At 63.9% G+C, this 25479-nt stretch carries 27 protein-coding genes; 2 read left to right on the forward strand and 25 right to left on the reverse strand.

Going from position 1 to position 25479, the window contains the following annotated elements; all coding sequences use genetic code 11:
* Positions 1-2: 2 nt before the first annotated feature.
* The 5 genes from flgK to fliK all read right to left on the reverse strand — a co-directional run bounded on the left by flgK (position 3) and on the right by fliK (position 4927).
* Positions 3-1457, reverse strand: coding sequence for a flagellar hook-associated protein FlgK (flgK, locus tag NLY33_RS12070; protein ID WP_023707652.1), 1455 nt, complete (start codon positions 1455-1457; stop codon positions 3-5).
* 176 nt (positions 1458-1633) lie between these two features.
* Complete coding sequence (locus tag NLY33_RS12075) at positions 1634-2887, reverse strand: flagellar hook protein FlgE (RefSeq protein ID WP_023691731.1); 1254 nt, start codon at positions 2885-2887, stop codon at positions 1634-1636.
* Between the two features lie 94 nt (positions 2888-2981).
* Entirely contained in the window at positions 2982-3650 is a 669-nt protein-coding gene (locus tag NLY33_RS12080; RefSeq protein ID WP_023683295.1) for a response regulator transcription factor, read from the reverse strand.
* A 220-nt stretch (positions 3651-3870) separates the two neighbouring features.
* Entirely contained in the window at positions 3871-4458 is a 588-nt protein-coding gene (locus tag NLY33_RS12085; RefSeq protein ID WP_023707654.1) for a transglycosylase SLT domain-containing protein, read from the reverse strand.
* On the reverse strand, positions 4391-4927 hold the full coding sequence (fliK, locus tag NLY33_RS12090; protein WP_198027435.1) for a flagellar hook-length control protein FliK: 537 nt from the start codon (positions 4925-4927) through the stop codon (positions 4391-4393). The genes NLY33_RS12085 and fliK overlap by 68 nt, the downstream gene beginning before the upstream one ends.
* A gap of 453 nt (positions 4928-5380) precedes the next feature.
* Between fliK and NLY33_RS12095 the strand changes: the two genes are divergently transcribed.
* Complete coding sequence (locus tag NLY33_RS12095) at positions 5381-5713, forward strand: hypothetical protein (RefSeq protein ID WP_198027436.1); 333 nt, start codon at positions 5381-5383, stop codon at positions 5711-5713.
* A 59-nt stretch (positions 5714-5772) separates the two neighbouring features.
* Here NLY33_RS12095 and NLY33_RS12100 read toward each other — a convergent pair whose 3' ends face one another.
* From NLY33_RS12100 to NLY33_RS12195, 20 genes are all read right to left on the reverse strand, one after another.
* A complete protein-coding gene (locus NLY33_RS12100) occupies positions 5773-7203 on the reverse strand; it encodes a MotC family chemotaxis protein (RefSeq protein WP_023703976.1) in 1431 nt (476 codons plus the stop codon).
* Positions 7200-8546: a MotB family protein gene (locus tag NLY33_RS12105; RefSeq protein ID WP_023686352.1), complete on the reverse strand. Its 1347-nt coding sequence runs from the start codon at positions 8544-8546 to the stop codon at positions 7200-7202. The genes NLY33_RS12100 and NLY33_RS12105 overlap by 4 nt, the downstream gene beginning before the upstream one ends.
* 31 nt (positions 8547-8577) lie before the next feature.
* Positions 8578-9204: a hypothetical protein gene (locus tag NLY33_RS12110; protein ID WP_023686351.1), complete on the reverse strand. Its 627-nt coding sequence runs from the start codon at positions 9202-9204 to the stop codon at positions 8578-8580.
* Positions 9205-9207: 3 nt separating this feature from the next.
* Entirely contained in the window at positions 9208-10848 is a 1641-nt protein-coding gene (fliF, locus tag NLY33_RS12115; RefSeq protein ID WP_023686350.1) for a flagellar basal-body MS-ring/collar protein FliF, read from the reverse strand.
* 189 nt (positions 10849-11037) lie between these two features.
* A complete protein-coding gene (locus NLY33_RS12120) occupies positions 11038-11922 on the reverse strand; it encodes a flagellin N-terminal helical domain-containing protein (RefSeq protein WP_023683302.1) in 885 nt (294 codons plus the stop codon).
* A 281-nt stretch (positions 11923-12203) separates the two neighbouring features.
* Complete coding sequence (locus NLY33_RS12125) at positions 12204-13088, reverse strand: flagellin N-terminal helical domain-containing protein (RefSeq protein WP_023683303.1); 885 nt, start codon at positions 13086-13088, stop codon at positions 12204-12206.
* A gap of 210 nt (positions 13089-13298) precedes the next feature.
* Entirely contained in the window at positions 13299-14030 is a 732-nt protein-coding gene (gene fliP / locus NLY33_RS12130; protein WP_023686348.1) for a flagellar type III secretion system pore protein FliP, read from the reverse strand.
* On the reverse strand, positions 14027-14527 hold the full coding sequence (locus tag NLY33_RS12135; RefSeq protein ID WP_023686347.1) for a flagellar basal body-associated FliL family protein: 501 nt from the start codon (positions 14525-14527) through the stop codon (positions 14027-14029). The genes fliP and NLY33_RS12135 overlap by 4 nt, the downstream gene beginning before the upstream one ends.
* Before the next feature lie 17 nt (positions 14528-14544).
* A complete protein-coding gene (flgH, locus tag NLY33_RS12140; RefSeq protein WP_023691727.1) occupies positions 14545-15249 on the reverse strand; it encodes a flagellar basal body L-ring protein FlgH in 705 nt (234 codons plus the stop codon).
* Positions 15246-15827 carry a MotE family protein gene (locus tag NLY33_RS12145; protein WP_031195917.1) on the reverse strand — a complete coding sequence of 194 codons (582 nt, stop codon included), beginning with the start codon at positions 15825-15827 and terminating at the stop codon, positions 15246-15248. Before NLY33_RS12145 ends, flgH begins: the two co-directional genes overlap by 4 nt.
* Positions 15828-15830: 3 nt before the next feature.
* Positions 15831-17072, reverse strand: coding sequence for a flagellar basal body P-ring protein FlgI (locus NLY33_RS12150; RefSeq protein WP_023673652.1), 1242 nt, complete (start codon positions 17070-17072; stop codon positions 15831-15833).
* Positions 17069-17596 (reverse strand): flagellar basal body P-ring formation chaperone FlgA, encoded by a 528-nt coding sequence (flgA, locus tag NLY33_RS12155; protein ID WP_023703974.1) that lies wholly within the window; start codon positions 17594-17596, stop codon positions 17069-17071. Before flgA ends, NLY33_RS12150 begins: the two co-directional genes overlap by 4 nt.
* A 6-nt stretch (positions 17597-17602) precedes the next feature.
* Positions 17603-18391 (reverse strand): flagellar basal-body rod protein FlgG, encoded by a 789-nt coding sequence (flgG, locus tag NLY33_RS12160; RefSeq protein ID WP_023686343.1) that lies wholly within the window; start codon positions 18389-18391, stop codon positions 17603-17605.
* 11 nt (positions 18392-18402) lie between these two features.
* Positions 18403-18738, reverse strand: a complete 336-nt coding sequence (gene fliE, locus NLY33_RS12165; RefSeq protein WP_023686342.1) for a flagellar hook-basal body complex protein FliE — start codon at positions 18736-18738, stop codon at positions 18403-18405.
* The gene (gene flgC, locus NLY33_RS12170; protein WP_023686341.1) at positions 18738-19154 is read right to left on the reverse strand and encodes a flagellar basal body rod protein FlgC; all 417 of its coding nucleotides are present in this window, start codon (positions 19152-19154) and stop codon (positions 18738-18740) included. Before flgC ends, fliE begins: the two co-directional genes overlap by 1 nt.
* 2 nt (positions 19155-19156) lie before the next feature.
* On the reverse strand, positions 19157-19537 hold the full coding sequence (gene flgB, locus NLY33_RS12175) for a flagellar basal body rod protein FlgB (protein ID WP_023683310.1): 381 nt from the start codon (positions 19535-19537) through the stop codon (positions 19157-19159).
* Positions 19538-19622: 85 nt separating this feature from the next.
* Positions 19623-20489 (reverse strand): hypothetical protein, encoded by an 867-nt coding sequence (locus NLY33_RS12180; RefSeq protein ID WP_023673646.1) that lies wholly within the window; start codon positions 20487-20489, stop codon positions 19623-19625.
* Positions 20476-21897, reverse strand: a complete 1422-nt coding sequence (gene fliI / locus NLY33_RS12185) for a flagellar protein export ATPase FliI (RefSeq protein ID WP_023703973.1) — start codon at positions 21895-21897, stop codon at positions 20476-20478. The genes NLY33_RS12180 and fliI overlap by 14 nt, the downstream gene beginning before the upstream one ends.
* A gap of 4 nt (positions 21898-21901) precedes the next feature.
* A complete protein-coding gene (gene flgF, locus NLY33_RS12190) occupies positions 21902-22627 on the reverse strand; it encodes a flagellar basal-body rod protein FlgF (protein WP_023671749.1) in 726 nt (241 codons plus the stop codon).
* A gap of 7 nt (positions 22628-22634) precedes the next feature.
* A complete protein-coding gene (locus NLY33_RS12195; protein ID WP_023703972.1) occupies positions 22635-24446 on the reverse strand; it encodes a DUF1217 domain-containing protein in 1812 nt (603 codons plus the stop codon).
* A 144-nt stretch (positions 24447-24590) separates the two neighbouring features.
* On the opposite strand from NLY33_RS12195, the gene motA reads away from it, so the two are divergent.
* Positions 24591-25466, forward strand: coding sequence for a flagellar motor stator protein MotA (motA, locus tag NLY33_RS12200; protein WP_023671751.1), 876 nt, complete (start codon positions 24591-24593; stop codon positions 25464-25466).
* Positions 25467-25479 lie beyond the last annotated feature (13 nt).

Below are 25479 nucleotides of genomic sequence, written 5' to 3' on the forward strand. Positions count from 1 at the left end.
GCTTATCCCACGGCATCGAGCAGGGCCGACAGCATGTCGTCGACGGTTTTCATCATGCGCGCCGAGGCCTGATAGGTGTGTTCGAGGTCGAGCAGCAGCGACATCTCCTGGTCGACATTGACGCCGGTGTCGTTGGACAGCGCCTCGGCGGTGCGCGATGCCAGCGCTTCCTTGGCGTCGGCGTTGCTCGAGGCCTGCTGGCGCTGGCCTTCGAACCAGCCAATGGCATTGGCGGCGTAGTCGGACACGCTGGACGTGACGGTGATGCCGGCCGCAGCGTCGAAAGGCATCGGCTTGTCGAGCTTGTCGCCATAGCCGATCAAGAGCTGCGAATAGGAGGCGTTGCCGGCAGTGTTGGCGATATAGGCCGCACCATTGGCGCCGCCGTCGCGCAGCAGCACCGGATTGCCGCCGACGCTCGAGTCCATTGCGGCGTTTACCTTGATCGAGCCGGCAAGGCCGTCGATCAGCGTGCCGGCGGCCGGAATGGCGGGCGCACCCGACCAGGTGAACAGGCCGGTTCGGTCGGGCTGCGAAGGTGCTGTTTCGGCAAAGGCGGTGATGAGGCCGCGCGCGACTTCGTCGAGCTGGCTCTGCATCGTCGCCGCGACGCCGTCGCGCAAGGTGATGAGCCCGGCGAGCTTGCCGTCGGCGCTGGTGTTGCCGCCAGCCCCGGCGCTGACCGGCACATTGTCGATGTAGATGGTGTTGCCTGGTGTGCCGGCCGTGTAGCCCGCCGACGGGGTGAAACTTACCGAGCGCGGAATGGTCTCGAACAGCGTCGTGCCATCCTTGGTGGTGATGACCATGTCGTTGTCGCCACGCGTGAAGGTCGACACCGGCACATAGTCCGCGATCTTCTTCAGCAAAGCGTCGCGCTGGTCGAGCGCGTCGGATGCGTCGGTACCCGAACGGGTTGCGGAGATGACCGCCTTGTTGGCGTCCTGGAACTGACTAAGCAGCGAGTTGAGATCGTTAACCGCCGTTGATATCTCGCCATCGGCCTGGGTGCGGAAATCCTGGATCGCGTTGGTGCCGTCGTTCAGAGCGCGCGCCACCTGCTGGGCCGCGTCGATGACGCTGGAGCCGAGGTTCTGGTTGGATGGCGTAGCGGCGTAAAGCTGCAGCGCGTTCTGCAGCTTGCCGATCGCGGTCGAGGCAGAGGAGGCGTTGTCGACGCCGTTGACGGCAACGGCGAGGCGGTCAATTCCGCTGTAAAGCGTGCTCTGGCCGCTCCATGCCGATTGCGCGCTAAGGTTCTGGCGAAACAGCAGGGCGTTGGTGGCGCGCTGGATCTCGACCGAGCGGGCGCCGGGCGCGCTGCTGACGACGACCGCCGTGCGGCGGGCATAGTCGGGGTTGCTGGCGTCGGCAATGTTGCGGGAAAGGACGCTGGTCTGCTTCGATGTGGTCTGAAGCGACTGTTGGGCTATGGTCAATGCGGAAGTCAGCGACATGCGGGTCTTTCACGAGGCCAGTGGGGAGGGGATGACGTCTCTGCCCTGTCGGCGGCATCGGCGTTCGGAAACCTGCAATTCCAGACCACCCCGGCCGGTTTGCCGGTGTGGCCTTGAATTCGAAATCCGCGCACCGCGCTGCTCTGGTTTGGGTTCATTCCCCTGGCGCCCGTCGTTTATCTCTTCAGGTTGACAAGGACATCCATGAGGTCGGAACCGGTCTGGAACACTTTCGAGTTAGCGGTGTAGCTGCGCTGCGCCGCGATCATGTTGGTCAATTCCTCGGCGATATCGACGTTGGAATTTTCCAACGCGCCGGAGATGATGCTGCCGAGCTTGCCTTCGTTGGCGAAGCCGATGCGCACGGTGCCGGAGTCGGTGGACTGCGCATAGACATTGCCAGGCAGTGCGGTGAGGTTGTCGGCGCTCTGGACGTCGGCCAGTGGGATCTTGAACAGCGGCTTGGTCGAGCCGTCCTGATACTGGGCGTAAATGACTCCGTCCTCGCCGATCTGGATCTTTTCGATCGTGCTGGGCGCGTTGCCGTTGACCTTGGCTTCGGAGACCGTGAAGCCGGTGCCGAGCTGAGTCAGCTTGGACAAATCGAGGTCGAGCGACGCACCGCCCGGTACGGGGATGGTAATCGAATCGACGGCGCCGGTGAGTTTGCCGGTGGTGGTGTCGAAGGTCAGGTTGGCCGTGGCCAGCGCGCCGCCCGTATAGGGGAAGGATGTGCCCGGCGTCGCCTGGGACTGGTCGAACACAGAGACCGACCAGGTGCCGGTCCCGGTGTTGGTGAAATAGAGGTCGAGCAGCTTCTTGTTGCCGAGATTGTCGTAGGTGACCATCGAGGATTTCGACGTGTATTCCGCCGTCGGGCTGTTGGTGGACGGCAGCGGACCGGCGGGCGGCGTGGCGCCGGCCGGCAGATTGGCGTTGAAGTTGCCCGCGGTGCTGGGCGTCGCGGTCATTTCCTGGTCGGAGATCTGGACCGGCACCAGCCCTTCGAAACCGTTGGCGGTGGCAGCCGGTGTGCCGTTGGCGTAGCTGTAGGCCATCAGCTGGTAGCCGGCGGCGTTGACCAGCCTGCCCTGAGCGTCGGGAACGAATGCGCCGGCGCGGGTGAGGAAAGGCGTTCCGCTGGGGTCCTGGACGACGAAGAAACCGTTGCCGTTGACCGCAAGGTCGGAAACCGAGGTCGTGTACTGCAGCACGCCCTGGGCGCTGATGGCCGAGCGGATGGTGGTGTTGACGCCGCCGGAATTATAGGCGCCGCCAACCTGCGGCATGATCAGCGTCGAAAACTCGGCCGAGGATCGCTTGTAGCCGGTGGTGTCGGAATTGGCGATGTTGTCGGCTGTCGCCGAAAGGCGGTTGGCCTGCGCGTTCATGCCGGAAACGCCGGTCCGCATCATTCCGTAAAGGCTCATCGAAACGTCTCCTCAATGCCCAACATCGTTGGGCCCATGCCTGTGGTCGCGAGGATATAATTTTTGTCTTGCGCGAGGCTGGCGCAGACCGCCATCAGAACACCAGCCGGTAGCCAAGGAAGCGCTTGGAATCTATCGGGTCCTGGCCGAGCTTTTCGCGCAGCTTCTTGCGCAATTTGGAGATGTGGCTCTCGACCACGTTCTCCTCGACCTCTTCGTCGAAGATGCCGTAGATGGCGTTGAAGACCTGGGTCTTGGTGACCCGGCGTCCGCGGTTGCTCGCCAGATATTCGAGGATGCGGCGTTCGCGACGCGGCAGAGGCAGCGGCTGGCCATCGATCTCGGGATCGCGGCCATCCATGAAGATGCGCATGGCGCCGATCTCGGTGTAGCTGACGTCCTCATGGGCGCGGCGGCGGATGGCGGTGATGCGGGCCAGGATCTCCCGAATATGGACCGGCTTGCGGATGACGTCGTCGACACCGCTCTCGAACAGCCGCAGCGTATTTTCAAGCGAGTGCTGTTCGCTGAGCGCGATAACCGGAGCGCCGGTGCGGTCGCGGATCTGGCGTGGCGAGATGGCGCCTTCGCGGCAGTCGCCGATGAGGAAGGCTCGGACCGATCGCAAATCCGTGTCGGCGGCCGATGTCACCCACTCGCCGAATTCACCGGATGCGAAGCCTGCACAGGCGACGCCCTCACGATCGAAAAGTGAATTATAGCCTTCAGTTACGAGCTCACGCTCGTCAACGATTACAATCATCGGCCCCGCCTCCGAATCAGATCATCTGCCCCGTGGGAAGAGCCGTAACCGGTGCCGGGAATCCTGAACAACCATCATTTCTTGTAGCTATTTTCTTGGGAGTTATTTCGAGTTTCGAAATAACCGCAATCAGGAGGTTGTATCGTTGGTTGCCGAACGGGTGACGTAGCACGTCACCCGCCGGGCGTGGATTTGCAGCCGTTCGCAAGAGCTGATTCACCTAAGGATTGCAAAAGTTGCGGGCATTCGGGGTCCATTTGCCGAAGCCGGTGGCGACCATATTGGCGATGACGCGGCAGACATAGAATTTCTGCGCGGGATCATTGTCGGGGCCGGCGTGGTAGCGGGCGACGGCCATCGACCAGCTGACATGATGCGCATGCAGGCTGGCCAGGAAGCGTGCGGCATAGTCGACATTCTGGCGCGGGTCGAGCATGTCGTCGACGCTGCGGAAATGCGCGGCGTGATAGTGATGGTTGATCTGCATGCAGCCGAGATCGATGAGTGTCTTGCCCTCGCGCCGGGCTGCTTCGAAGGTGGCCAGGGCCTCGGTTCGGTTCCTTGGAAATACCGCTTTCCCCTCTATATTCAACGCGTTAGGTTGCAAGCTACCCTTCTTGCCGGTCTCGGCCAGCCCGACCGCATAGAGGATGCCGGCGGGCACGCCATAGCGGTCGGCGGCACGCAAAATCTCGGGCTCGCAAGGGTTGGTGGCGGCGGTGGCCGGCTTGGTGGCGAGGCTAGATAAACATATCGTCGCCAGCGCGCTCGCGAGCAGGCGCGCCAGCGCGGCCGAATTCCTGGGCATCGTCATTGCGGTTTCTTCCCGACTGCTGGCCGTCCGAACCCGTATTGTTGCCGCTCGAGTTTCCGGGCTGAAAAGCGGACTGGTCGCGGCCTTGCGGCATTGGATGCGAGTTCGCTGCATCGCTGCGGGCCGCTGCGTGGATCACTATCGAGGGTTGCAGGATGGTGACCTTGTCGACATCGAAGCCGAGCCCGCGCAACGACTTCACGATGGCGTCGCTATCGGTGGCGAGACGGCGGTAAGCCTCATGGGTTTCGGGCTTCAATTCTATCGAAAGTTGTTCTCCGGAAAGCCTGAGACTGGCGGTGACCATGCCGAGCTCTGCCGGGTGAAGCTCGATCTTCAATATATGTGTCGGAACGGCAACAGAACCGGCCGTCTGGGCGCTCGTCGACGGCGTCGAAACCGCTTGCCGCAGTCCGTTGTCCGAAGCCAGCACGTCGATAAGCGCCGAAGTCGTCTGGTTCATCGGGTTTTGCGCCGGGGCCGGGAAGCTCTGTTCGGCAACAATGTCGACGCGCGCAGCGAATGGCGGCTGTTTTCCCTGTGTGGCCGATGCCGCGGAATGGGCTCCATCGACGGACTTCGCCGACGGCGCGGACCGTTTTGCCTCGGGTGCCGAAACGTCGCTTGCCGTCTGGTCCGCCGGTAGAGGAGGCGTCGGACCATCCTGGTGCGGCAGTTTGCCGGACTGGAGCCCGATCGCGGGCAGCTTTTGCCCCTGATCCTGTGCGGAAACGCTGGTACCGGGCTTGGCCCGTTCCGATCGCGTCGTCGTGTCGAGTCTGTTGTCAATGCCGGACGCTGCGCGGTGTCTCTTCAGAGGCGACGTCTGTGCAGAAATGGCCTCGCCAGCGGGCGCCGGTTGCCCAGTCTGTCCATTCGTCGCGATGCCGTTCCCGCTTGTCCGGACCGTTGAGAAATGCCTGATATCGTGCAGCGCCAGCACCAGTGGCAAATGATCCTGCAGCGATCCTGCATCCGCGTCTCGTCCGGCCACCTCAGCGTCCTTGGATGGTTTGTCCGGGCCACTATCGGCATGTTCTTTTGCGGCCTTGCCGGCAGCGGATTTCGTCCCCGTTTTGCCAGACTGGGTGTGTGGGATTTCGCTTTTGCCGGGACCGGCAGGGCTGCGTTTGGCCCAACGCAGCTCGTGCGACGCGGCCTCAATTGCTCCCTGGCCTATCGGTGTCGGCGCATCGTCGTCGCCGCGCACCATGTCGCCGAAGCTTTTGTCGCCGCCCTTGGCGTTTGAGGCCGACTGCTTCGATCCGGCGTGCGCGGGAGCCGGCAGGGCCTGGCCAACATTGGTGGTCATTTCGGGGCTGCTCCAAGCATCTGGTCGATCAAATCGAGCTGGCGACGCGTCCTCGCCATGGCGGCGTCGGTGGGATCGGTAGGCTCTACTGCGGCGGGGGCCGGCACCGATGCCGGCACGACCGGAGCCGCATCGCTGGCCGGGGCGACTGCAGGCGTTTCCGCCGCCTTTGCCTCTGGCGTGCTTGGTGCCTGCGCGGCCGGTTCACTTGCCGCCTTCAGTCGGTCGGTTGCGGGCTGTTCACTCGACGTTGTGGCGGCTGGCTGTTCCGGCATCGCGCCTTCGACCGGCGGCAGCTCTGGCTCGTCGGGTCTTTCCACGGCCGCGGTCTTGACCGGCTCCTGCCTGGCCGCGGCAGGTGCGGGCTTTTCGGCAGGCAGCGGCGCCGGCGGGGCGATGACTTCACCCGCCACGGCCTGCGCGGCATCGAGCAGGTCGCGGTCGCTTTGCGAAAGCTGGTTGCGATCGATCTTGTCCAGCTTGGCGCGGACCTCGCCGATGGTGCCGGACGTTACCGTGGACAGGCTGGAATAGAGCTGGGCGCGCGGATCGTCCTGATTGTGGATGCCGTCGCGGCCCCGTTCAGCCCTGGCCGAGGCAAAGGCGGAGAGATCGGCAAAGCCGTCGATCGCGGCGCGGCGGGCGATGCGCAGATAGATCACCTTCTCGCGTTCTGGATCCATCATTGCGGTGATGTCGGCGAGCTTGTCCTGGCTGATCGCCATGTGCAGCGTGATGACGCCGGAGACGAAGGCGTCGGCGAACTGGCTGGCATAGGGCGAATAGAGGTAGTCTTCGACGTATTGGGTTGAGGCAAGCGCGAAACGCGCACCGTCGCCTTGCGCGGCGGCGATGCCGACCGAGCGGCGCAGTGCTGCTTCCTCGACCAGCGTGCCGGGGCTGAGCAGGCGAGCATCGTCGAGCAGCGCAAGCGCGCTGACCGGTTGCTCGGTGGCGAGAAGCGAGCCCTTGACCAGCGCCAGAAAGGCACCGACATCGGGGGGCAGGGTCATCGGATCGATCGGCTTCAGCGCCTCGATCGCAGCCGCCTGCCGGCCGTTCAGATAATCGACAATGCCCTTGGCGATGGTCAGGCTTTGCGGGTCGGTCTTGGCGCGCGACACCGCCGCCTCGACGGTGACGGGGTTGCCGCCACTCATGCCATAGACCAGCAAGGCGCGAAAATTCTTCGGGTCGCTGAAATCATCTGCGTCCGCCGCGCGCAGCCTTGTGTCGGCCATTTCGAGCAGCTTGGCCTGCATCGGCAGCGCGGCGTGATCGCCGGCGGCGATGCGGTCCTGCACAAGCTGCAGCGAGCGCACCAGCTGATAGGGCTGCAAGCCGTCCTCGGCGAAGGCCGATGGCGGATGGACAGCGCTCAGCAGCAGCAGCCCGACGGCGCGGCCGATGATGGCGGCGCGCCTCATCCGTCGGTCGCCATCAGGATTTCGATGCGGCGGTTCGCGGCCGCCATCGGGTCGGCTGCAATTTTCGGCTCGCGATCGGCGAAGCCGGCGACCTCGGTGATGCGGCGCTCGTCGACGCCGCCGCGCACCAGCATGTAATAGGCGGAATGGGCGCGCGCCGTGGACAGCCGCCAATTGTCGTAAGTGTCGCTGCGGAACGGCCGCGCGTCGGTGTGGCCGTTGATGCTGATCGTGCCTTTCTGCTCGTTGACGATGCGGCCGATCTTTTCCATCGCCAGCACCAGTTCACGCCTAGGCACCGCCGATCCGATCTCGAACATGCCGAAATCGAACTGGTCCGTGATCGAAATGACGACACCCTTGTCGGTGGCTTCGACGGAGACGCCATTATGCAATTTGTCGCCTGGCTTGAAGGCCTCGGCCAGTTCCTGCTTGACCTGCGCCGCGGCTCTAACAGTGGCGGCCGTCGGCGCTTTTTCCGCGGCTTCGGGTTTGGGTGCGGGTTGTGCTTCGGCGGCTTCGGCCTTTGCAATTTCGGCCTTCGCTGCTTCAGCCTTGGCCTCTGCTTTGGCTTCAGCCTTGGTCAGCGGCTTATCGGAAACGGATTTCGCCAGCGGCTCGAGCGGCGCCGCGGCCACTGGCGGCGCGGCCGGCACGGCCTTCACCTCCGCCACTTGCGTCTGTGCCGCCTTGTCACCCGGCTTCAGGGGATCGCCTTCGATCTTGGTGCGTTCGGCGGTGGCTTCGGCGCCTGGTGCAGCCACCTGCTGCGACCAGAAATCCGGCGCGAACGGGTCGCGGTAGGATTGGCCGCCGGATGCGCCGGTAGCCGGGCCGGACGCCTGCGCGCCGCCATCGCCCTTCTCGCTGACATTTTGCATGACGCCGGTGTCGGTGGCGATTTCCGACAGCACCGCATAGGGATCGGCAAACAGATGCTCGTCGGAAAGATCCGTCTTTGGCGCCGATTCCTTCGATTGCTTCTTGTCGGAAGTACCGGCGCCGCCGACGCCGTCCTGTCCGGCCTTGCTGGTCTTGTCCCGCGGGTCGTCCGCCGTCAGCCCGACCTTGCTCGGGCCATCGCCGAGGTCTTCGAGGCCCTTGCGGCTGGCGTTGCGATCGACCAGCTTGACCGGATTGAAGTAGCTGGCGACGGCTGCCTTGGTCTGCTCGTTGGCGGCGTTGATCAGCCACATGACGAGGAAGAAGCACATCATGGCAGTCATGAAATCGGCAAAGGCGATCTTCCAGACGCCGCCATGGTGGGCGTCGTCGTGGTCGTCGTGGTTGCGCCGCACGATGATGATCTCATGCCTGGCGTCTGCGGCCTCGACAACGCTCATGACGTCCACTCGTTCGTAAGAGGGCCCTCGCTCATGACAGGGCCTCCGACAAGGCGGCCGACCATTCGGCAATGCGGGTTTCGAACACCGCCTCGTCAATGGCGACGGTAAGGTCGAAGCCGGGCGCCTCGACGAAATCGAGATTGGCCGCGCGTGGGCCGAGCGAAGCCTTCAGCGTCTCGAACAATGACAGCGGTCCGCGCACGGCGATGCGCACCGCCTCGCTGTCGCCGACGGCTTCGCGGATCGTGCCGGCAAGGGTTTCCAGCGAACGCTTCTGCAGATCGTCGCTGACAAGGCCGCCAATGATGCGCGCAATGGTGGCGCCGACGAGGTCGCTGACCTTGGCCTCCATGATCTCGATACGGGCAGTGACGACCGCGCCGAGATCGCCGCCGAAACTTTCTAGAAAGGCCTTTGCTTCATCGGCGTTGGCCTGTCTCTGCGCCTCGAGCGCTGCCTGGTGGGCGATGGCAAGGCGGGCTTCAAGGGCGGCTTCGGCATCGATGACCGCTTCGGCGATCAGCGCGCCGATGTCGGCCTGCGGCGCCGACGTCTCCGGCCTTGGCTCGGCCATGGCGGCGAGCGAGGGCTGGCCGGCACGCTGGCTGCGTGCGCCGAAATCCGGCAAAAGGTCGAAAAGCGCTGCCGAGGCCATGGTCTATACCGCTGCTTCCTGGGCCGCCCATTTGCGCAGGATCTGCGCGGTGCGCTCCTCATTGATGTCGACCATGCGGGCAAGCCGCTCCTGCGGCGCCGGCCTGATCTTCTGACGAAGATCGTCGAGTGGAGTCGGGCCTGGGCGGCTGCCGGGCAAGGCAGCCGGCGCCTGTTCGGCGCTGGCGGCTTCGGGTGTCGGCAGTGAACGCTGGACGTCGTCGAAGCTCGGACCGGCAAGTGCCGGCGTCGGCCGCGCGCTCAGCGCGGTGGCCATCGGCCTCAGGCCGAAGAAGGCGACCAGGAACACCACGACGATGAAAGCGCCGGCGTTGATCATCGTACCGGCATGGGTTCCGATCGACGCCATTATGCCCGGCTGTTCGACCGCCTCGCCGTCGAGCCCGTCGATGAACTCGACGGCCGAGACATCGATGATGTCGCCGCGCTTGTCGTCGAAGCCAGTGGCCGAAGCCACCATCTTCTGGATGTCGGCAACGCGCTTGGCGATCTGCTCGGGCGTTGCGTCCTTGCCGAGGATGGTCATCAGCCGCTGCTGATTGACGACGACGGCGATCGACATCTTGGTGACGGAATAGCCGTTCGAGACTGTGGCGATCTTCTTGGAGTTGATCTCGTAATTGGTGATCTCCTCCTTGCGATCATTCTCCGATGACGTCTGCGGACCATCGGTGCTGGTCGCCTGGGTCTCGGGCAGGTTCTGCTCGACGGTGGCCGGGGTCGAGGCCTGCCTCTGATTGCTGTTTTCGTTGGCGCGCACCGACTGCACGGAACGCTCCACGCGTGACTCCGGATCGAAGATCGTCTCTTCGGTCTGGCGGGTGTCGGTGTTGACATCGGCCTTGACGCTGGCGCGGAAATTGTCGGGGCCGAGATAAGGCGTCAGCGCGCGGCGGATGTTGTCGCCGATCTGCGCCTCGACGGTCTGCTCGACGCCGAGCGTGCGGGCAGCACTTGTGTTGGAGGGATCGTCGCCGGCGGCGAGAAGGTTGCCGTTGGAATCGAGCACGGTAACCTTGTCGGCCGACAGGCCCGGCACGGCGGCGGCGACGAGATGGCGGATCGACATGGCGCTCTTTTCGGCGTCGATGCCGGAATAGCGGATGACCACCGAGGCGGAGGGTTGCTGTTCGTCGCGGCGGAAATTGGCGCGCTCGGACATGACGATGTGAACGCGGGCGGCCTTGATGCCGGATATCGACTGGATGGTGCGGGCGATCTCGCCTTCCAGCGCGCGCACGCGGGTGATCTGCTGCATGAAGGAGGTCAGGCCAAGAGAACCGACATTGTCGAACAGTTCGTAGCCGGCATTGGCGCTGGTCGGCAGGCCCTTTTCGGCGAGCAGCATGCGCGCCTGCGCGGTGGTGCCGGCCGGCACCAGCACGGAGGTGCCGTCGGAGCCGACGTCGAAGCCGATGCCGGCTTCGCCGAGCACCAGGCCGATCTGGTTCACGTCGGAGCGATCGAGCCCGACATAGAGCGTCTCATAGGCCGGGCGGTTGAGATAGACCGAGCCGATGCCGATGACGGCCATCACCAATGCGGCAATGCCGGCCAGCATGGCAAGGCGCCTGACGCCAAATGCCCTGAGATTCGAGATGATGCTCTGGATCTGTTGCGGCACGATTCAAGCGCTCCCAGCATGATATTCCGTGGGAACACTAGACCGCGAAGCTTGTGCGAAGATGATAGAGCATGTCGCCCGGAAGTGTGCAGCGGTTCCGGGTCAACGACATGCGTCAAAACACACCCATACAGGAAAGGGCCGCGCTGTTGGCGCGGCCTATTCAAGGAAGAGAAAGCCGGGTCAGGCTTACTGCTTGAACAGCGCCAGGATCGACTGCGAGTTGCCGTTGGCGATCGACAGCGACTGGATGCCGAGCTGCTGCTGGACCTGGAGGGCCTGCAGCCGCGTGGATTCCTTGTTCATGTCGGCGTCGACCAGCGCGCCGACGCCCTTGTCGATGGAGTCCGAGAGGTTCGACAGGAAGCTCTTCTGGGTATCGATGCGCGACTTGGCGGCGCCGAGATAGGCGGCACCCGTGGACAGCTTGGCAAGCGCCGTTTCAACGGCGCCGAGTGCGGTGTCGATGGCCGCCGGGAGGACCTGGGTGGTGCTGGGATCGAAGAAGGTCGTCGCCAGCAGAGCGCCGACGATGCCGCCGGTGCCGGGAAGATCGAGGACCTGCGTGTCGGCCGCCTTGACGTCGATGGTGTCGATGGCGACGGTCGTGCCGGTGCGGTTATAGGACGCGACGATCTTCAGGTCGGAGGTCGCAGCAGCGTCGTTCTGCAGCAGGTTCGAGCCGGCATAGGAGGCGTTGGTGACCGACGACTTGATCTGGTCCTGGATAGCCTTGATCTCAGTGGCGATCTTCTGCTGGTCGTCCTTGCTGGCGCTGCGTGCAGTGACCAGCTTGGCCTTGATCAGGTCGACCTGGTCCTTGATGTCGGTGATGGCGGTGTAGGCGGTATCGACCTTGCCGGCGCCGAGGCCAAGCGCGTCCTGAACGGCCGAAAGCGCCTTGTTGTCGGACTTCATCGTGGTGGCGATCGACCAGTAGGCGGCGTTGTCGCTGGCGGTGGCGACGCGGTAGCCGGTCGAAATGCGTGACTGGGTGGTTTCAAGCTGCTTGTTGGTGTTGTTCAGGCTCTGCAGCGCGGTCAGAGCCGAAGCGTTCGTCATGATGCTAGCCAAGATATTTACCCCTTTTCAAACACTGGCGTGTCCCGAACACGCCGGATCAACTTCATCAAGGGGGTAGGCATAAGCCCATCGACCGTATGGTCTGCCCGCCATGGAATGGTTAACCATGACTACCGGGATATGGTTAACGGCCTGTTAAACCAAGCCATTCAGGGCGCTGGCCAAGAGCAAAAATCGGCAGCCATTCAGCAAGACAATCAACAGCCGCAAAAGAAATCGGGCCGCGCTGTTGGCGCGGCCCGACGGATGGTGTCAGTCGTAATGTCGAGAGATCAGCCGCGGAAGAGCGACAGGATCGACTGCGAGTTGCCGTTGGCGATCGACAGCGCCTGGATGCCGAGCTGCTGCTGGACCTGCAGGGCCTGCAGCCGCGTCGATTCCTTGTTCATGTCGGCGTCGACCAGCGCGCCGACGCCCTTGTCGATCGAGTCCGACAGGTTCGACAGGAAGCTCTTCTGGGTGTCAATGCGCGACTTGGCGGCGCCGAGCGAGGCAGCGCCGGTGGACAGCTTGGCAAGCGCGGTTTCAACAGTGCCGAGCGCGGTGTCGATGGCGGCGGGGGTAACCGCCGTGGTGCTCGGGTCGAAGAAGGCAGCGGCGAGCAGGCCGCCGACGATGCCGCCCGTGCCGGCGACATCGAGAACCTGCGTATCGGCTGCCTTGACGTCGATGGTGTCGATGGTGACGGTCGCGCCGGTACGGTTGTAAGCCGCAACGATCTTCAGGTCGGACGCAGCGGCAGCGTCGTTCTGCAGCAGGTTCGAGCCGGCGAAGTTGGCGTTGGCGACCGAGGACTTGATCTGCGCCTGGATGGCGTTGATTTCGGTCGCGATCTTCTGCTGGTCTTCCTTCGAGGCGCTACGGGCAGTGACCAGCTTGGTCTTGATCAGGTCGACCTGGTCCTTGACGTCGTTGATGGCGGTGTAGGCGGTGTCAACCTTGCCGGCGCCGAGGCCGAGGGCGTCCTGCACGGCCGAGTTGGCCTTGTTGTCGGACTTCATCGAGGTCGCGATCGACCAGTAAGCGGCGTTGTCGGAAGCGGTGGCAACGCGGTAGCCGGTCGAGATGCGGGCCTGCGTCTGCTCGAGGGATTTGTTGGTGTTGTTCAGGCTCTGCAGCGCGGTCAGCGCCGAGGCGTTCGTCATGATACTGGACATGGCTACTCGTACCTTGATTTTTACAGGGTGTTTTTGACATACCGGCTTTTCCGGTATGACGGAGCGGCATCATGCCAATGATCGTGAGACCCGATCACCCGCCATCTGCGAGCAATATGCGGGCAAGTCCCTACCAAAGGGCTAAACGGGACGGTTAACCGGAAATATATTGCATAAAACTTTAGCAAGGCGCCAACGGCGCGCGGACGGTCAGGTGAAGGAGCGCACCAGGCTGCCGACAAGCAGGTTCCAGCCGTCGATGAGGACGAAGAACAGGATCTTGAAGGGCAGCGAAACGACGGTCGGCGGCAGCATCATCATGCCCATGGCCATGGTGATGGTGGCGACGATCAGGTCGATGACGAGGAACGGCAGCACGATCAGGAAGCCGATCTCGAAGCCGCGGCGGATTTCGGAGATCATGAAGGCCGGCACCAGGATGCGCAGGTCGACGGTGTCCCTGGCAACGACCTGGCCGCGTTCGCGGGCGAGATCGGCGAACAGGTCGAAGTCCTTGTCGCGGACATTGTGCAGCATGAAGGTGCGGAACGGGTCCGAAATCTTTTCGAACGCCTCGGTCTGGCTGATCTGGTTGTCCATCAGCGGCTTGACGCCGGTGTTCCAGGCCTGGTCGAAGGTCGGCGCCATGACGTAGAAGGTCATGAACAGCGACAGCGAGATCAGGATCAGATTGGCCGGCGTCGACTGCAGGCCGATGCCGGCGCGCAGGATCGAGAAGGCGATGACGAAGCGGGTGAAGCTCGTCACCATGATCAACAGGCCCGGCGCCACCGACAGCACGGTGATCAGACCGAACATCTGGATGATATAGCCGACGGTGGCGCCGTCGGCCTTGCCGATGCCGCCGAGATCGAGCTGCTGGGCGGCGGCGACAGAGGTGGCGGCGACGACGATCGCGGCGGCGAGGACGAGTTTTCTCATTCGAGCAGCAATGTCCTGATCAGAACCTGTTTGGCATGGCCACCGCTGCGGATTGCGGCGCGCTCCTCGAGGTCGGCTTTCAAATGCTGGTAGCCGCTGGCGCCTTCGATCTGATGCATCTTCAGGGTGCGGACCATGGCAAGCAGGTCCTGGTGAATGCTTTCGGTAAGTTCCGGCGGCTGCGGCGCATCGTAGACCACCGACGCTTCCAGCCTTATCCAGGTGTCGGCAGGCGAAGCCAGATTGGTGGTGATCGGCGCCAGCTGGACAAGCGTCGGCCCGGTGCCGGGCGCATGTTCGGCCGCCTTGCTCGGTTGCTCGGCGTTGGACTGGTTCTCGGGCGCGGCGGGCACCGGCACCGGTCCCCCGACGCCCTTCAGATAGCCGCCGGACATCCAGCCCATGCCGATCGCGGCGCCCGTCATCGCCAGCAGCATCGCAAGCTGGATGACAAGCGACGGGCCCTTTTTTTGCTGAACCTGTTCGACATTTGCCACGGCGCCGTTCTCCAGTCCTAAAAGGGGAGGACTTGGTCGAGGATCTGCTGACCGTAAGCGGGCTGCTGGATTTCGCTGACGCGGCCGCGGCCGCCATAGGAGATGCGCGCCTCGGCGATGCGTTCATAAGAGATGGTGTTTTCAGCGCCGATATCGGATGGACGCACCATGCCGGCGATGGTCAGCACCCTGAGCTCGTAATTGACGCGCACCTCCTGTGAGCCCCGGATCATCAGATTGCCGTTGGGCAGGACTTCGGTGACGACGGCGGCGACGTTGAGCTCGAGGTTCTCCGAGCGCTTGATTTCGCCGTCCGCATTGGTTTCGGTGGTGGAACTCAAGCCGGCGTCGCCCTTGCCGCTGGTGGTGGCACCTTCCCATCCGAGGTTGACGTCATAGCCGAGCTTGCGCCCGGCGGTGCGGCTGCGGTCGTTCTGGTTCTTGAAGTTGGCCTTGTCGTTGAGCTTGATCCTGACGGTCAGGATGTCGCCGTCGCGCAGCGCGCGTGGGTCGGTGAACAACCGGCTCTGGCGATCGTCCCACAGCGAGAATTTCTTCACCGGCGCGGCTGGCGTTTCGGGATAGGAGTAGGGCGCATTGACGCTGCCGGTAATGCCGGTGCCAACCGGCGACAGCGCCGGCTCCCTGCCGATCTCCCTGGGGTCGGAGGCGCATCCGGCAAGTGAAGCCGTGGCGACCAGGGCGAGAATATGCGACTTCATGACGGATCTACCCTTCGGGCCGCGCTGGCCATGATGCCGGTGAGTGTGGCCGCTGCCTTCTGGTCCATCTCGTTGAGAATGACGCCGGCTTTGCGCGAATCGAGTTTCATCAGGATGGCGGCGGCGAGATCGGCGTTGACCATGGCCAGGCGCTCGGCCGCGGCATCCGGTTTCATGCCGGCATAGATCTTGACGACGCCATCCTCGGCGCGGGCCAGGAAAACTTCACGCCGCTTCAGCCATTGCTCGTATTCGGCGCGCTTGTCGTCCAGCGCCTTCATGCGCAGGTCGATGCCGGCCTGCAGCTGCTTCAGCTCTCCGGCCTGCAGCGCGTAACGGCGGTCGCGGGCGGCGTCGGCGATGTTGGAGCAGAAGCGCTGGATCTCGCTTTCATCGGGCACCTTCTCGCGGACCAGCTGCTGCACTGCCGCCGGCTGTTGCCCGCCAGGCAGAACCTGCCGCACCGCTTCTTCCGCGCGGACAGTGCCGCCGGCAAGGACGGTGGCGGCGATGACGCAAGCTGCCAAGGCTGCGCTGCGTCGGTGCTGCTTTTGGGAAAAGAAATCGATCATCGGCATGGCCTATTGGAGAACCAGATCGGCCTGCAAAGCGCCGGCCGACTTGATGCCTTGCAAAATGGCAATGATGCCGTCCGGCTTGACGCCGAGACGGTTGAGGCCCGACACCAGCGTTTCGAGGTTCGGTCCGTCGAGCACATTGACGCGGGCGTCAGGCCGCGTGGCATCGATGGTGGTGAAGGGTTCCTCCGCTGTCACGCCCTTGGAGAACGGTTCCGGCTGGACGATCTTCGGCTGTTCGGTGATGCGCACGGTGAGCGTGCCGTGGCTGATCGCCACCCGCGAGATCTTGACCTCGTTGCCGATGACGATGGTGCCGGTGCGTTCGTCGATGACGACGCGTGCCGGCGTGTCGGTCTCGACCACCAAATTCTCGATCTCGGCGTAGAAGCGCGCCGCCGAAACATTCTTCGGCCGCCTGATCTGCACGGTACGTGCATCGCGCTCCGCCGCCACGCGCATGCCGAAGCGTTGCGAGGTGTAGCCGTTGATGGCGTCGGCGATGCGAACGGCAGTGGAGAAATCGGGGTTGCGCAATTGCAAGGTGAGCAGCGCCTGGTCCTCGAATTCGGCGCGCACCGTGCGCTCGACGATGGCGCCGTTGGGCACGCGGCCGGCCGTCGGCACGCCCTGCGTCAGCTTTTCGGCATCGCCTTGGGCGGTGAAGCCGGAAACGATGACCGAGCCTTGCCCGACAGCATAGATCTCGCCATCGGCCGCCTTCAGTGGCGTCATTATCAGCGTGCCGCCGGCAAGCGATGTGGCGTCGCCCATGGAGGAGACGTCGATGTCGATGCGGGCGCCCGACTGCACGTAAGGCGGCATGTTGGCGGTGACGATGACGGCGGCGACGTTCTTGGCCCGCGCGCTGCCACCTTCGGTGGCGATGCCGAGATTTTCGAGCATGGCGCGGATCGACTGTTCGGTGAAGGGCGAATTGCGCAGGCTGTCGCCCGATCCGGCGAGGCCGATGACGAGGCCGTAGCCGACGAGCTGGTTGTCGCGCGAAGCCTGCAGCTGCGCAATGTCCTTGATGCGCGATGCGACCTGGCCGGGTGGCAGAGAGCTTGGGCCGTTGGAGACCCTGAACATGCGGTTGGTGGTGGCCGGATCGTATTCGGGATCGACAAAGGCGCCGCCATTCTGGCCGGCAAGATCGCGCTTTTGCTTCGGCGTAAGACCGTCGGCCAGCGCCGGCTGCAGGCCGACAACGGCCGCGAGCAGAAGGGCAGCTCCGCGTCTCATGACGCGCTGACCCGGATGGTGCCGTCAGCCATCACCGTGCCGGAAAAGATCTTGCCGCTGTCTGTGTTGCGGACCTTTATCAAATCGCCGGCGGCACCCGGCTGCAGCGACACCGCCGTGGCCGAAATGGTGAGGTCGCCGGCGATGAAATAGACCTGCACGTCGGCGCCCTGTTCGACCAGCCAGGCGTCGCGGATGGCGGCGACCGGGATATAGCGGCCGGGCAGCAGCGTGCGCTTGGCGACCTTGCCCTGGAGTTCCATGGCCCGCGTGGCGACCGCATCTGGCCTGTGCTTGCCGGGGAGCAGCGTCACCGGTTTCAGCACGCCGGTGTCGATCATCTCGCCGGGATAAATGACCCGGTTGGGGATCAGAACGATCTCGCCGGTTGCCTGACTGCTCGCGACCTGAGTGGTGGTCTGCTGGTCTGCGCTCTCCTGGGCAAACGCCGGCACACCGCCGGCTACCAGCGCGAGCATCAGCGCGGTGCGGCAAAGCGCGGAGCGGGAGGCCGGAGAGAGCATCAAACCTTACCTGATGTTCTTGGACACGACGGAGGCCATGTCGTCGGCGGCCTGGATGACCTTGGAGTTCATCTCATAGGCGCGCTGCGCCGAGATCAGCTCGGTGATTTCCTTGACAGGATCGACGTTGGAGGCCTCGAGATAACCCTGCTCGACCGAGGCGAAGCCGGGATCGCCGGGCACGCCGACATTGGCCGGGCCCGAGGCCGGCGTTTCCTGGAACAGATTATCGCCGAGCGGCGCCAGGCCGGCTTCATTGGCGAAGTTGGCGAGTTGCAGCTGGCCGAGCAGCTGGAGGTCGGTCTGGCCGTCGATGCGGGCAAAGACCTGGCCGGTCTTGTTGACCACGACTTCGATGGCATCGGTCGGCACGGTGATGGCCGGGATGACGTTGGCGCCGTCGACGGTCACCAGCTGGCCGGTGGCGTTGGTGTTGAAGGCGCCGGCGCGGCTGTAGAGTGTGCCGCCGTCGGCGCCCTCGATCTGGAACCAGCCTCGGCCGGTCAGCGCCATGTCGAAACTGTTGCCGGTCGAGGTCAGTTCGCCCTGGGTATGGACGTTGCGCACCGCCGTCGTCTTGACGCCAAGGCCAATCGACACGCCTTCCGGCACCAGCGATGAATTGGAGCGGTTGGGCACGCCCTGCGTGCGGTCGACCTGGTAGAGCAGGTCGGAGAATTCGGCGCGCGCGCGCTTGTAGCCGGTGGTGTTGATGTTGGCGATGTTGTTGGCGATCACTTCCAGATTGGTCTGCTGGGCATTCATGCCGGTCGCTGCGATGGCGAGTGCTTTCACGGCAAGTCTCCTCAGATGCCCATACGGCTGATTTCGAGATAGGCGGAGACGACCTTGTCGCGGATGGCGATCGTGGTCTGCAGGGCCTGCTGGGCGCTCATGACGGCGTCGACGACCTGACGGGTATCGGCGTCGCCCTTGAGCGCCTGGATCGAGACCTGCTCGGCGTTGTGCAAGGTGTTGACGGTCTTTGAAGCAGCCTGGCTCAGCGCTTCGGCGAAGGTGGCGCCGATTTCGCTGCCGGCCATCGGCGCCCTGGTGCCCTGGAACAGGTCGGTCGTGGTATCGGCGCCACCGATCTCCGGCTTGAGGGGAAGCGATCCGATACCGCCAATGCCGCTGATCATTACTGGTTCCTCATCAGGTCGATGGTCATGGAGATCAGATCACGCGCCTGCTTGATGACCTGAAGGTTGGCTTCGTAGGAGCGGTTGGCCTCGCTCATGTCGGCCATCTCGACCAGCACGTTGACATTGGGCATCTTGACGTAGCCCTTGTCGTCGGCGGCCTCGTTGCCGGGCTGGAATTCGACGGGAAAGTCGCTGGGGTCGCGGTCGATGGAGTTGACCTCAACTGTCGTGCCACCGGAGGCACGGTCGAGTTCCGAGACGAAACTGATGGTCTTGCGGCGATAGGGGTCAGCGCCCGGGGTGTTGCCGGTCGACTGCGCGTTGGCGAGATTTTCCGAGACGACGCGCAAGCGGTCCGACTGGGCGCTGAGGCCGGACGCGGCGATCTTGAGGGCTGAGGTCAAGGCGTCCATGGTCAGCTCTTCACCGCCATCATCATCATCGAATGGAAGGCCTTGACGATCGCGGTGTTGAGTTCAAACGAGCGGCGGACCTCGCCGGCCTTCATCAGTTCGTTCTCGACCACGACCGTGTTCTTCGAGGGCATGATGGCGCCGGTCGTCTCTTCTGGCTTGACCGTGAAGCCGGCATTAGTGGCGGCAGTGCCGAGGTGGCCTGCCTGGGTGGCGGTCAGCGACACTGCCGTGCGGTCGAGCACCTTCTCAAACGGCTCGACATCGCCGGCGGTGTAGCCCGGCGTGTTGACGTTGGCGATGTTGCCGGCAATGGCCGACTGGCGCACCGACAGCCATTGCGACTGCTTGGCGGCGAGATCGAAAAGATTGACGGGCTCCATGGGGATCTCCGGGCTGGTACGTACAAGACTAGGCTGCCAGTCTTGCGCGGACCTTGCGCGGCTCGGGGGTAAATCCGGTGTGCCGCTATTTGGAGAGTTCGATCACCTGGTCGGTGCTGGTGACCATGACCCACTTGCCGCCCCGTTGCTCGATCGACGAGACGACGCTGGTATCGGGCAGCTTCGAGCCGCGCTGGACGATCCACAGGCCGGCATCGTCCTCGATCATGGCGCGGCCATTGGCGACATGAACCATGCGAAATTTGGCGTCCGCCGGGAAGGGCTGCTCGTCGACGCCGGGAGGCTGGGTCTTGTCCTCGGGGTCCTGCAGCGTGCCGGTGGCGAACAGGTCGACATCGGGAACATCGTTTGCCGTCAGCGGCTGACCGCTGTTCTCCATCTGCGAGCCGCCGCTGACCCGCCCTGCATTGGTGCCGCTGCCGCCGAACTTGATCGCCTGCACGCCGAACTGGTCCTGATTGAAGAAGATATACCAGGGAAACAGCGCGCAGATCAGGCCAAGCGTGATGCCGAGCGCGGCAAAGACGATATCGCTGCGGCGGTCGGATTTCTTGTCGAGCCTGGGATATTGCGGCCTTGGCGGCTGCGGCCATTCGGTGACCGGGAACAGCCCGTCGAGAAGCGAGTCACGACTGGTCTCGATCGCTTCTTTGGGGCCGGCGCGAGGGGTCCTTGGCAATTCAGGCTTGACGACGCTGGGCAAGGCAGGCTCGGCCAAGCGAGGCACAGTGGACTCGACTACGCTGGCTACCCTGGGCAAGAATGGCCTGGCGGCCCTGGCCAGAATGGCCTCAGCCTTGGCGGCCTTGTCGAGATCGGCCTTTGCCCTGACAGCTCTCGCTTCGTTGGCCCGGGCTTCCTCGGCGGCACTGGCCTCTGCGATCATCTCGCGCAAAAGCCGCTCGGTGTACTGAAGCTCAGTCTCCTGCATCGACACTTTGCTTGCCTTTCAGATGACGGGCGAGGTCGGAGAATGCGTCGCTCGAGGCGCGATCCCTGGGCGACTGCGTCAGCGCCTCGTAGATCAGCGGCACCTGGCGCACGGCAATATCGAGCCCGGCATCGGCGCCGCCCTGATAGGCGCCGAGCAGGCGGATGTCGCGCGTGTCCTCGAAGCGCGAGATCATCGACTTCAGCCTGGTCACCAGCATGCGTTGCTCGGGGCTCCATGCCTTGTCGGCGAGGCGCGAGATCGACGACAGCGGATTGACCGGGGGGTAGCGGCCCTGTTCGGCAATGGCGCGGTCGAGCACGACATGGCCGTCGAGAATGCCGCGTACCGAATCGGCGACCGGGTCGTTGTGGTCGTCGCCGTCGACCAGCACCGAGATGATGGCAGTGATTGATCCCTGTCCTTTGATACCGGGGCCTTCAGCGCCCGGGCCAGCGCGTTCGAGCAGCTTGGGCAGGTCGGTGAAAACCGAAGCGGGATAGCCGCGGGCGACCGGCGGCTCGCCGGTGCCGGTCGCTACCTCGCGCAGCGCATGGGCAAAGCGGGTAATCGAATCCAGCACCAGCAGCACGCGATGGCCCTGGTCGCGAAAATGTTCGGCAACGCGCATGGCGGTATCCGGCGCGCGCCGGCGCATCATGGCGCTCTCGTCGCTGGTAGCGACGACGGCGACCGTCTTGGCCATGCTCTCTGCGCCGATCGTGTCTTCGAGGAATTCGCGTACCTCGCGGCCGCGCTCGCCGATCAGCGCCACGACCACGGTGTCGAAGGCGTCGGCGCCGGCCAGCATGGCGAGCAGCGTCGACTTGCCGACGCCGGAACCGGCAAAGACGCCGAGGCGCTGGCCGAGGCAGAGCGGCGTGAAGATGTCGATGACCTTGACCCCGGTCGTGAAGGCGGTGCCGACGCGCTGCCGCGCCATGGCGCCGGGCGTTGTGCCGTCGCCGCTCGCAGCCTCGCCGATCCTGATCAGCGGCGGGCCGCCGTCGATGACGCGGGTCAGCGCGTCGATGGCGCGCCCACGCCACGAAGCATGCGGCGTTACCGTCAGCGGGCCGCGGCGAAACACGGCGTCGCCGATGCCGGCGTCGGCGCTGCGTTCGAAAGGGGCGATGACGACTTCGTCGCGGCCGATCCTGACGATCTCGCCGCGGCGCGTGCCGGCATTGCCGCGCTGTTCGACGAGGTCGCCAAGCCTGGCGACTTCAGACAGGCCGCGCACCTTGTAATGCGTTGGCGAAACCTCCGAAACACGGCCGCCGCGCCGCAGCAACGTCTCGGTGTCATCGAAGCGGCGCCAGATCCGCTCCAGCGCAGCCAGCCGGTTTTCCGGTGCTGTCTCCGGTTGCCGTTCAAGCGCGCGTATCGATGATTTGCTGCTCGACATGCTGCTACGACTTGGAGCCGAGCGTCTTGATGGCGTCGTCGGTCGAGGCATCGGTCTGGCGCATCAGCGCCGCCGTGTTCTCGAAGGCGCGCTGGACCATGATCAGGCGCGTCATCTCCAGCACCGGATTGACGTTGGATTCCTCGACATAGCCCTGCGCGACGCCGAGATCGGAACGGTCGGTGACCGGCTCCGGCGCACGCGCGGGCACGATGCCAGAATTGCCGTAGCGGACGAAATTCGGGCCGGGATCGAAATTGAACAGGCCGATGGCGCCGACGAGCTTGTCGCCCTGGCGCAGCGAGCCGTCGGCGCCCGCCTTGGGTGGGCCGTCGCGCGGGTCGAGCTGGATCGGCGCACCGCCGGCGTCGAGCACCGGATGGCCTTCGAGCGACATCAACTCGCCGTTCTCGTTCATCGAAAAGCGTCCGTCGCGCGTCATCACGGTGCCGGCCGGGGTGTCGATGCCGAACCAGGCATCGCCCTGGACGGCGAAGTCGAACGGGTTGCCGGTCTGCGTCATCGCGCCATGCGCGCCGGACAAATAGGTCTTGCCGGAGGAGGCGAAGGACACCGATTTGGGGCCGCTGCCGGAGACGACATCCTCGAACTTCACGCCGGTGGCGCGAAAGCCGATGGTCGAGGCGTTGGCGACATTATCGGCGATGGTGTCGAGACGGCGCTCAAGCGCGATCTGCGAGGAAAGGGCGACGTAAAGGCTGTCCTGCATGGTGTTCTCAGAATCTCAGTTTCTGCATGGCCATCATCAGATCGGTCGAGATGCCGACGGTGGTCGGCTGCGCAAACAGCACACCGATCGATGTCTGGGCGGTCGAGGTCGGATGATTGATTTCCCAAAGGCTGGTGAAGCGGGTGAGGAATTTCTCGAGCTTGGCCGGGTCGGTGAAATCGGTGAGGTCGAGCTTTGCCTCGAAGGCCTGCGCCTGCTTGTCGATATCTGCGGCAGCGAAGGAATCGGGCAGGCCGATGGCGGTGCGTACCACGCTGGCCAGGGCCGTGTCGGCCAGCACGTCGTACCAGTTGGTGATGGTCGAGGCCTTGCGCTCGAAATAGAGCGCCAACCGCACGCCCTCATTGGTCTTGCCGGCGTCTTCTTCCAAGGTCTGGCGCATGTATTTGTCGACCACCGGCTGCTGCGACGGGCTGCGGGTCGTTGCCGCTTCGCCGTAGGCCTCGAAATTCAACGAGGTGGCGAGCCTGGCATAGGCCTTGTTGGAGAGCTTGTTGGCGACACTGGCGGGATCGCGGACACCGCCCTCAAGGACATCACGGACGAGATCCTTGTTGATCGTCGCCGGATCGAGCCCGCTGGCGGACAGCGCATAGTTGTAGAGGCGGCTGTCGGCCATCAGGTCGTCGACCGATTTCACCTTGGTGATGTTGGCGAGGTAGTAGCTGGTCTCGGCCTGGACGGCGTCCGCATTCGGCTTGATGAGGCCAAGACTGGACTCGGTCGTGTAGAGCTTCGGCGTGGTCTTCAGCACGGCGTCGCGGGTGGTCGTCTGATCACCATACTGGGCGAAATTGAAGGCCGTGACGAAGTTGGCGTAGCTTTTGTCGGTCAACAAATTGGCGGGGCTCAACGGATCGGCAACGCCGCCGGTAAGCATGGTGCGGATCTGCTTCGTCGTCTGGGTCGATGCATCAAGCCCATAGGCAGCCATGGCGAAGGTCAGCAGGCGCTTGTCCTTCAGCAGGTCTTCGATGGACTTCACCTTGGAGATGTTGGCTGCGTAGTAGTCGGCCTCGCCCTTGATGTATTGCGCGGTCGGCTTGACGAGCAGCAGCCCGGTTCCGCCGATCACAGCTTTTGGGACCGCCTGCTGGACGGCGTCGCCCGCCGTAGCCTGGTCGCCATATTGGGCAAAGTCGAAAGCCGCGACGAAAGCCGCATAGCCCTTGTTTGTCGACGTGTTTGCGGGGCTGTTCGGGTCGGTGACGCCGCCTTCCAGCATGGCCCGCACGGTCGCAGCCGGCTCGGCGTCGGCGTCCAGGCCGAACGCGGCCATCGCATAGGTGAGCAGGCGATCGTTGCCCATCAGGTCGTCGATCGATTTTACGTTGGAAATGTTGCTCAGGTAGTACGAGGTTTCGCCCTTGTAGTAGGTGAAGCCGTTCTGCGAAGGGCCGACCGAGACCTGGAGGCCGTAATTGTTGGTCACGCCCTGCTGCGCCGAATTGTAGCTCGTGGCATTAGGGCCCAGGGCGGCGAAATTGAAGGCCGACACGAACTCGGCATAACGCTTGTCGCTCAGTTTGTTGGCGAAGCTGTCGGAATCCGACACCCCTTCCTTCAGGGCTTTGACCATGAAGGCCTTGGCGTAAGCCATGTCGCCGAGACCGAAGGCCTTCATGGCATATTTGAACAGCCGGTCGTTCTTTACGAAATCGTCTATCGATTTCACGCTGCCGATGTTGGCGAGATAGTAGTCGGTGTCGCGCTTGGTGATCGGCTCCGCCTCGATGCGGTCGATCGCCTTGGGGATGTCCCTGGCGATGAGCTGGTAGCTGGTAAAAGTGCTCAACACGACATGCCTCCGGTCGCAGCTTCAAAAGCAAGAGTATGCGGACTTGCTTGCGCGAGGCTGAATCGCCTCACCTTGCATGATTCAAGCCTCACACAAGGCACGGGGGCTATCGGTTAGGCCTGACGTGATGCGGAAGGATCTGGCGTGGGCATTCTGATCGGACTTGTGGTGACGCTCGGCTGTGTTCTCGGCGGCTTCATGGCGATGGGCGGCCATCTGCATGTGCTGATGCAGCCTTGGGAAGCGGTGGTCATCTGTGGCGCCGCACTTGGCACCTTTCTCGTCGCCAACCCGATGAAGACGGTCAAGGACACCGGCAGGGGTATCCTCGAAGCGTTCAAGCAGGCGGTACCGAAAGAACGCGACTATCTGGAGACGCTGGGCGTGCTGCACAGCCTGATGCGCGAACTGCGCTCGAAGTCGCGCAGCGAGGTCGAGGCGCACATCGACAATCCGGAGGAGTCGGCGATCTTCCAGGCGTTCCCGACCGTGCTGAAGAACCACGACCTGACGAATTTCATCTGCGACTACTGCCGCATCATCATCATCGGCAATGCCCGCTCGCATGAGATCGAGGCGCTGATGGACGAGGAAATCCAGACCATCAAGTCCGACAAGATGAAGGCCTACCATGCGCTGGTGGCGGTGGGCGACGGTCTGCCTGCGCTCGGCATCGTCGCCGCCGTGCTCGGCGTGGTCAAGGCGATGGGCGCGCTCGACCAGTCGCCCGAAATCCTCGGCGGCCTGATCGGCGCCGCCCTTGTCGGAACCTTCCTCGGCATCTTCCTGTCCTATGCAGTGGTCGGGCCGGTCGCCACCAAGATCAAGACGGTGCGCGAGAAGAAGAACCGCCTCTATATCATCGTCAAGCAGACGCTGCTTGCCTACATGAACGGCGCTCTGCCGCAGGTGGCGATCGAGTTCGGCCGCAAGACCATCTCGTCCTATGAGCGGCCGACGATCGATGCCGTCGAGCAAAGCACGATGAACACAGCTTCCGCCGAGAAGAAAGCGGCTTGAGCCATGCATGACG

It is taken from the genome of Mesorhizobium sp. C432A (assembly GCF_030323145.1).
GTDB lineage: Bacteria > Pseudomonadota > Alphaproteobacteria > Rhizobiales > Rhizobiaceae > Mesorhizobium.

Bases quoted from the DNA above. Each gene is read 5' to 3' on its own strand.
- flgK (WP_023707652.1), bottom strand. From the start codon at position 1,457: ATGTCGCTGACTTCCGCATTGACCATAGCCCAACAGTCGCTTCAGACC.
- NLY33_RS12075 (WP_023691731.1), bottom strand. From the start codon at position 2,887: ATGAGCCTTTACGGAATGATGCGGACCGGCGTTTCCGGCATGAACGCG.
- NLY33_RS12080 (WP_023683295.1), bottom strand. From the start codon at position 3,650: ATGATTGTAATCGTTGACGAGCGTGAGCTCGTAACTGAAGGCTATAAT.
- NLY33_RS12085 (WP_023707654.1), bottom strand. From the start codon at position 4,458: ATGCCCAGGAATTCGGCCGCGCTGGCGCGCCTGCTCGCGAGCGCGCTG.
- fliK (WP_198027435.1), bottom strand. From the start codon at position 4,927: ATGAACCAGACGACTTCGGCGCTTATCGACGTGCTGGCTTCGGACAAC.
- NLY33_RS12095 (WP_198027436.1), top strand. From the start codon at position 5,381: ATGCCTGATATCGTGCAGCGCCAGCACCAGTGGCAAATGATCCTGCAG.
- NLY33_RS12100 (WP_023703976.1), bottom strand. From the start codon at position 7,203: ATGAGGCGCGCCGCCATCATCGGCCGCGCCGTCGGGCTGCTGCTGCTG.
- NLY33_RS12105 (WP_023686352.1), bottom strand. From the start codon at position 8,546: ATGAGCGTTGTCGAGGCCGCAGACGCCAGGCATGAGATCATCATCGTG.
- NLY33_RS12110 (WP_023686351.1), bottom strand. From the start codon at position 9,204: ATGGCCTCGGCAGCGCTTTTCGACCTTTTGCCGGATTTCGGCGCACGC.
- NLY33_RS12125 (WP_023683303.1), bottom strand. From the start codon at position 13,088: ATGTCCAGTATCATGACGAACGCCTCGGCGCTGACCGCGCTGCAGAGC.
- fliP (WP_023686348.1), bottom strand. From the start codon at position 14,030: ATGAGAAAACTCGTCCTCGCCGCCGCGATCGTCGTCGCCGCCACCTCT.
- flgH (WP_023691727.1), bottom strand. From the start codon at position 15,249: ATGAAGTCGCATATTCTCGCCCTGGTCGCCACGGCTTCACTTGCCGGA.
- NLY33_RS12145 (WP_031195917.1), bottom strand. From the start codon at position 15,827: ATGCCGATGATCGATTTCTTTTCCCAAAAGCAGCACCGACGCAGCGCA.
- NLY33_RS12150 (WP_023673652.1), bottom strand. From the start codon at position 17,072: ATGAGACGCGGAGCTGCCCTTCTGCTCGCGGCCGTTGTCGGCCTGCAG.
- flgA (WP_023703974.1), bottom strand. From the start codon at position 17,596: ATGCTCTCTCCGGCCTCCCGCTCCGCGCTTTGCCGCACCGCGCTGATG.
- fliE (WP_023686342.1), bottom strand. From the start codon at position 18,738: ATGATCAGCGGCATTGGCGGTATCGGATCGCTTCCCCTCAAGCCGGAG.
- flgC (WP_023686341.1), bottom strand. From the start codon at position 19,154: ATGGACGCCTTGACCTCAGCCCTCAAGATCGCCGCGTCCGGCCTCAGC.
- flgB (WP_023683310.1), bottom strand. From the start codon at position 19,537: ATGGAGCCCGTCAATCTTTTCGATCTCGCCGCCAAGCAGTCGCAATGG.
- NLY33_RS12180 (WP_023673646.1), bottom strand. From the start codon at position 20,489: ATGCAGGAGACTGAGCTTCAGTACACCGAGCGGCTTTTGCGCGAGATG.
- fliI (WP_023703973.1), bottom strand. From the start codon at position 21,897: ATGTCGAGCAGCAAATCATCGATACGCGCGCTTGAACGGCAACCGGAG.
- flgF (WP_023671749.1), bottom strand. From the start codon at position 22,627: ATGCAGGACAGCCTTTACGTCGCCCTTTCCTCGCAGATCGCGCTTGAG.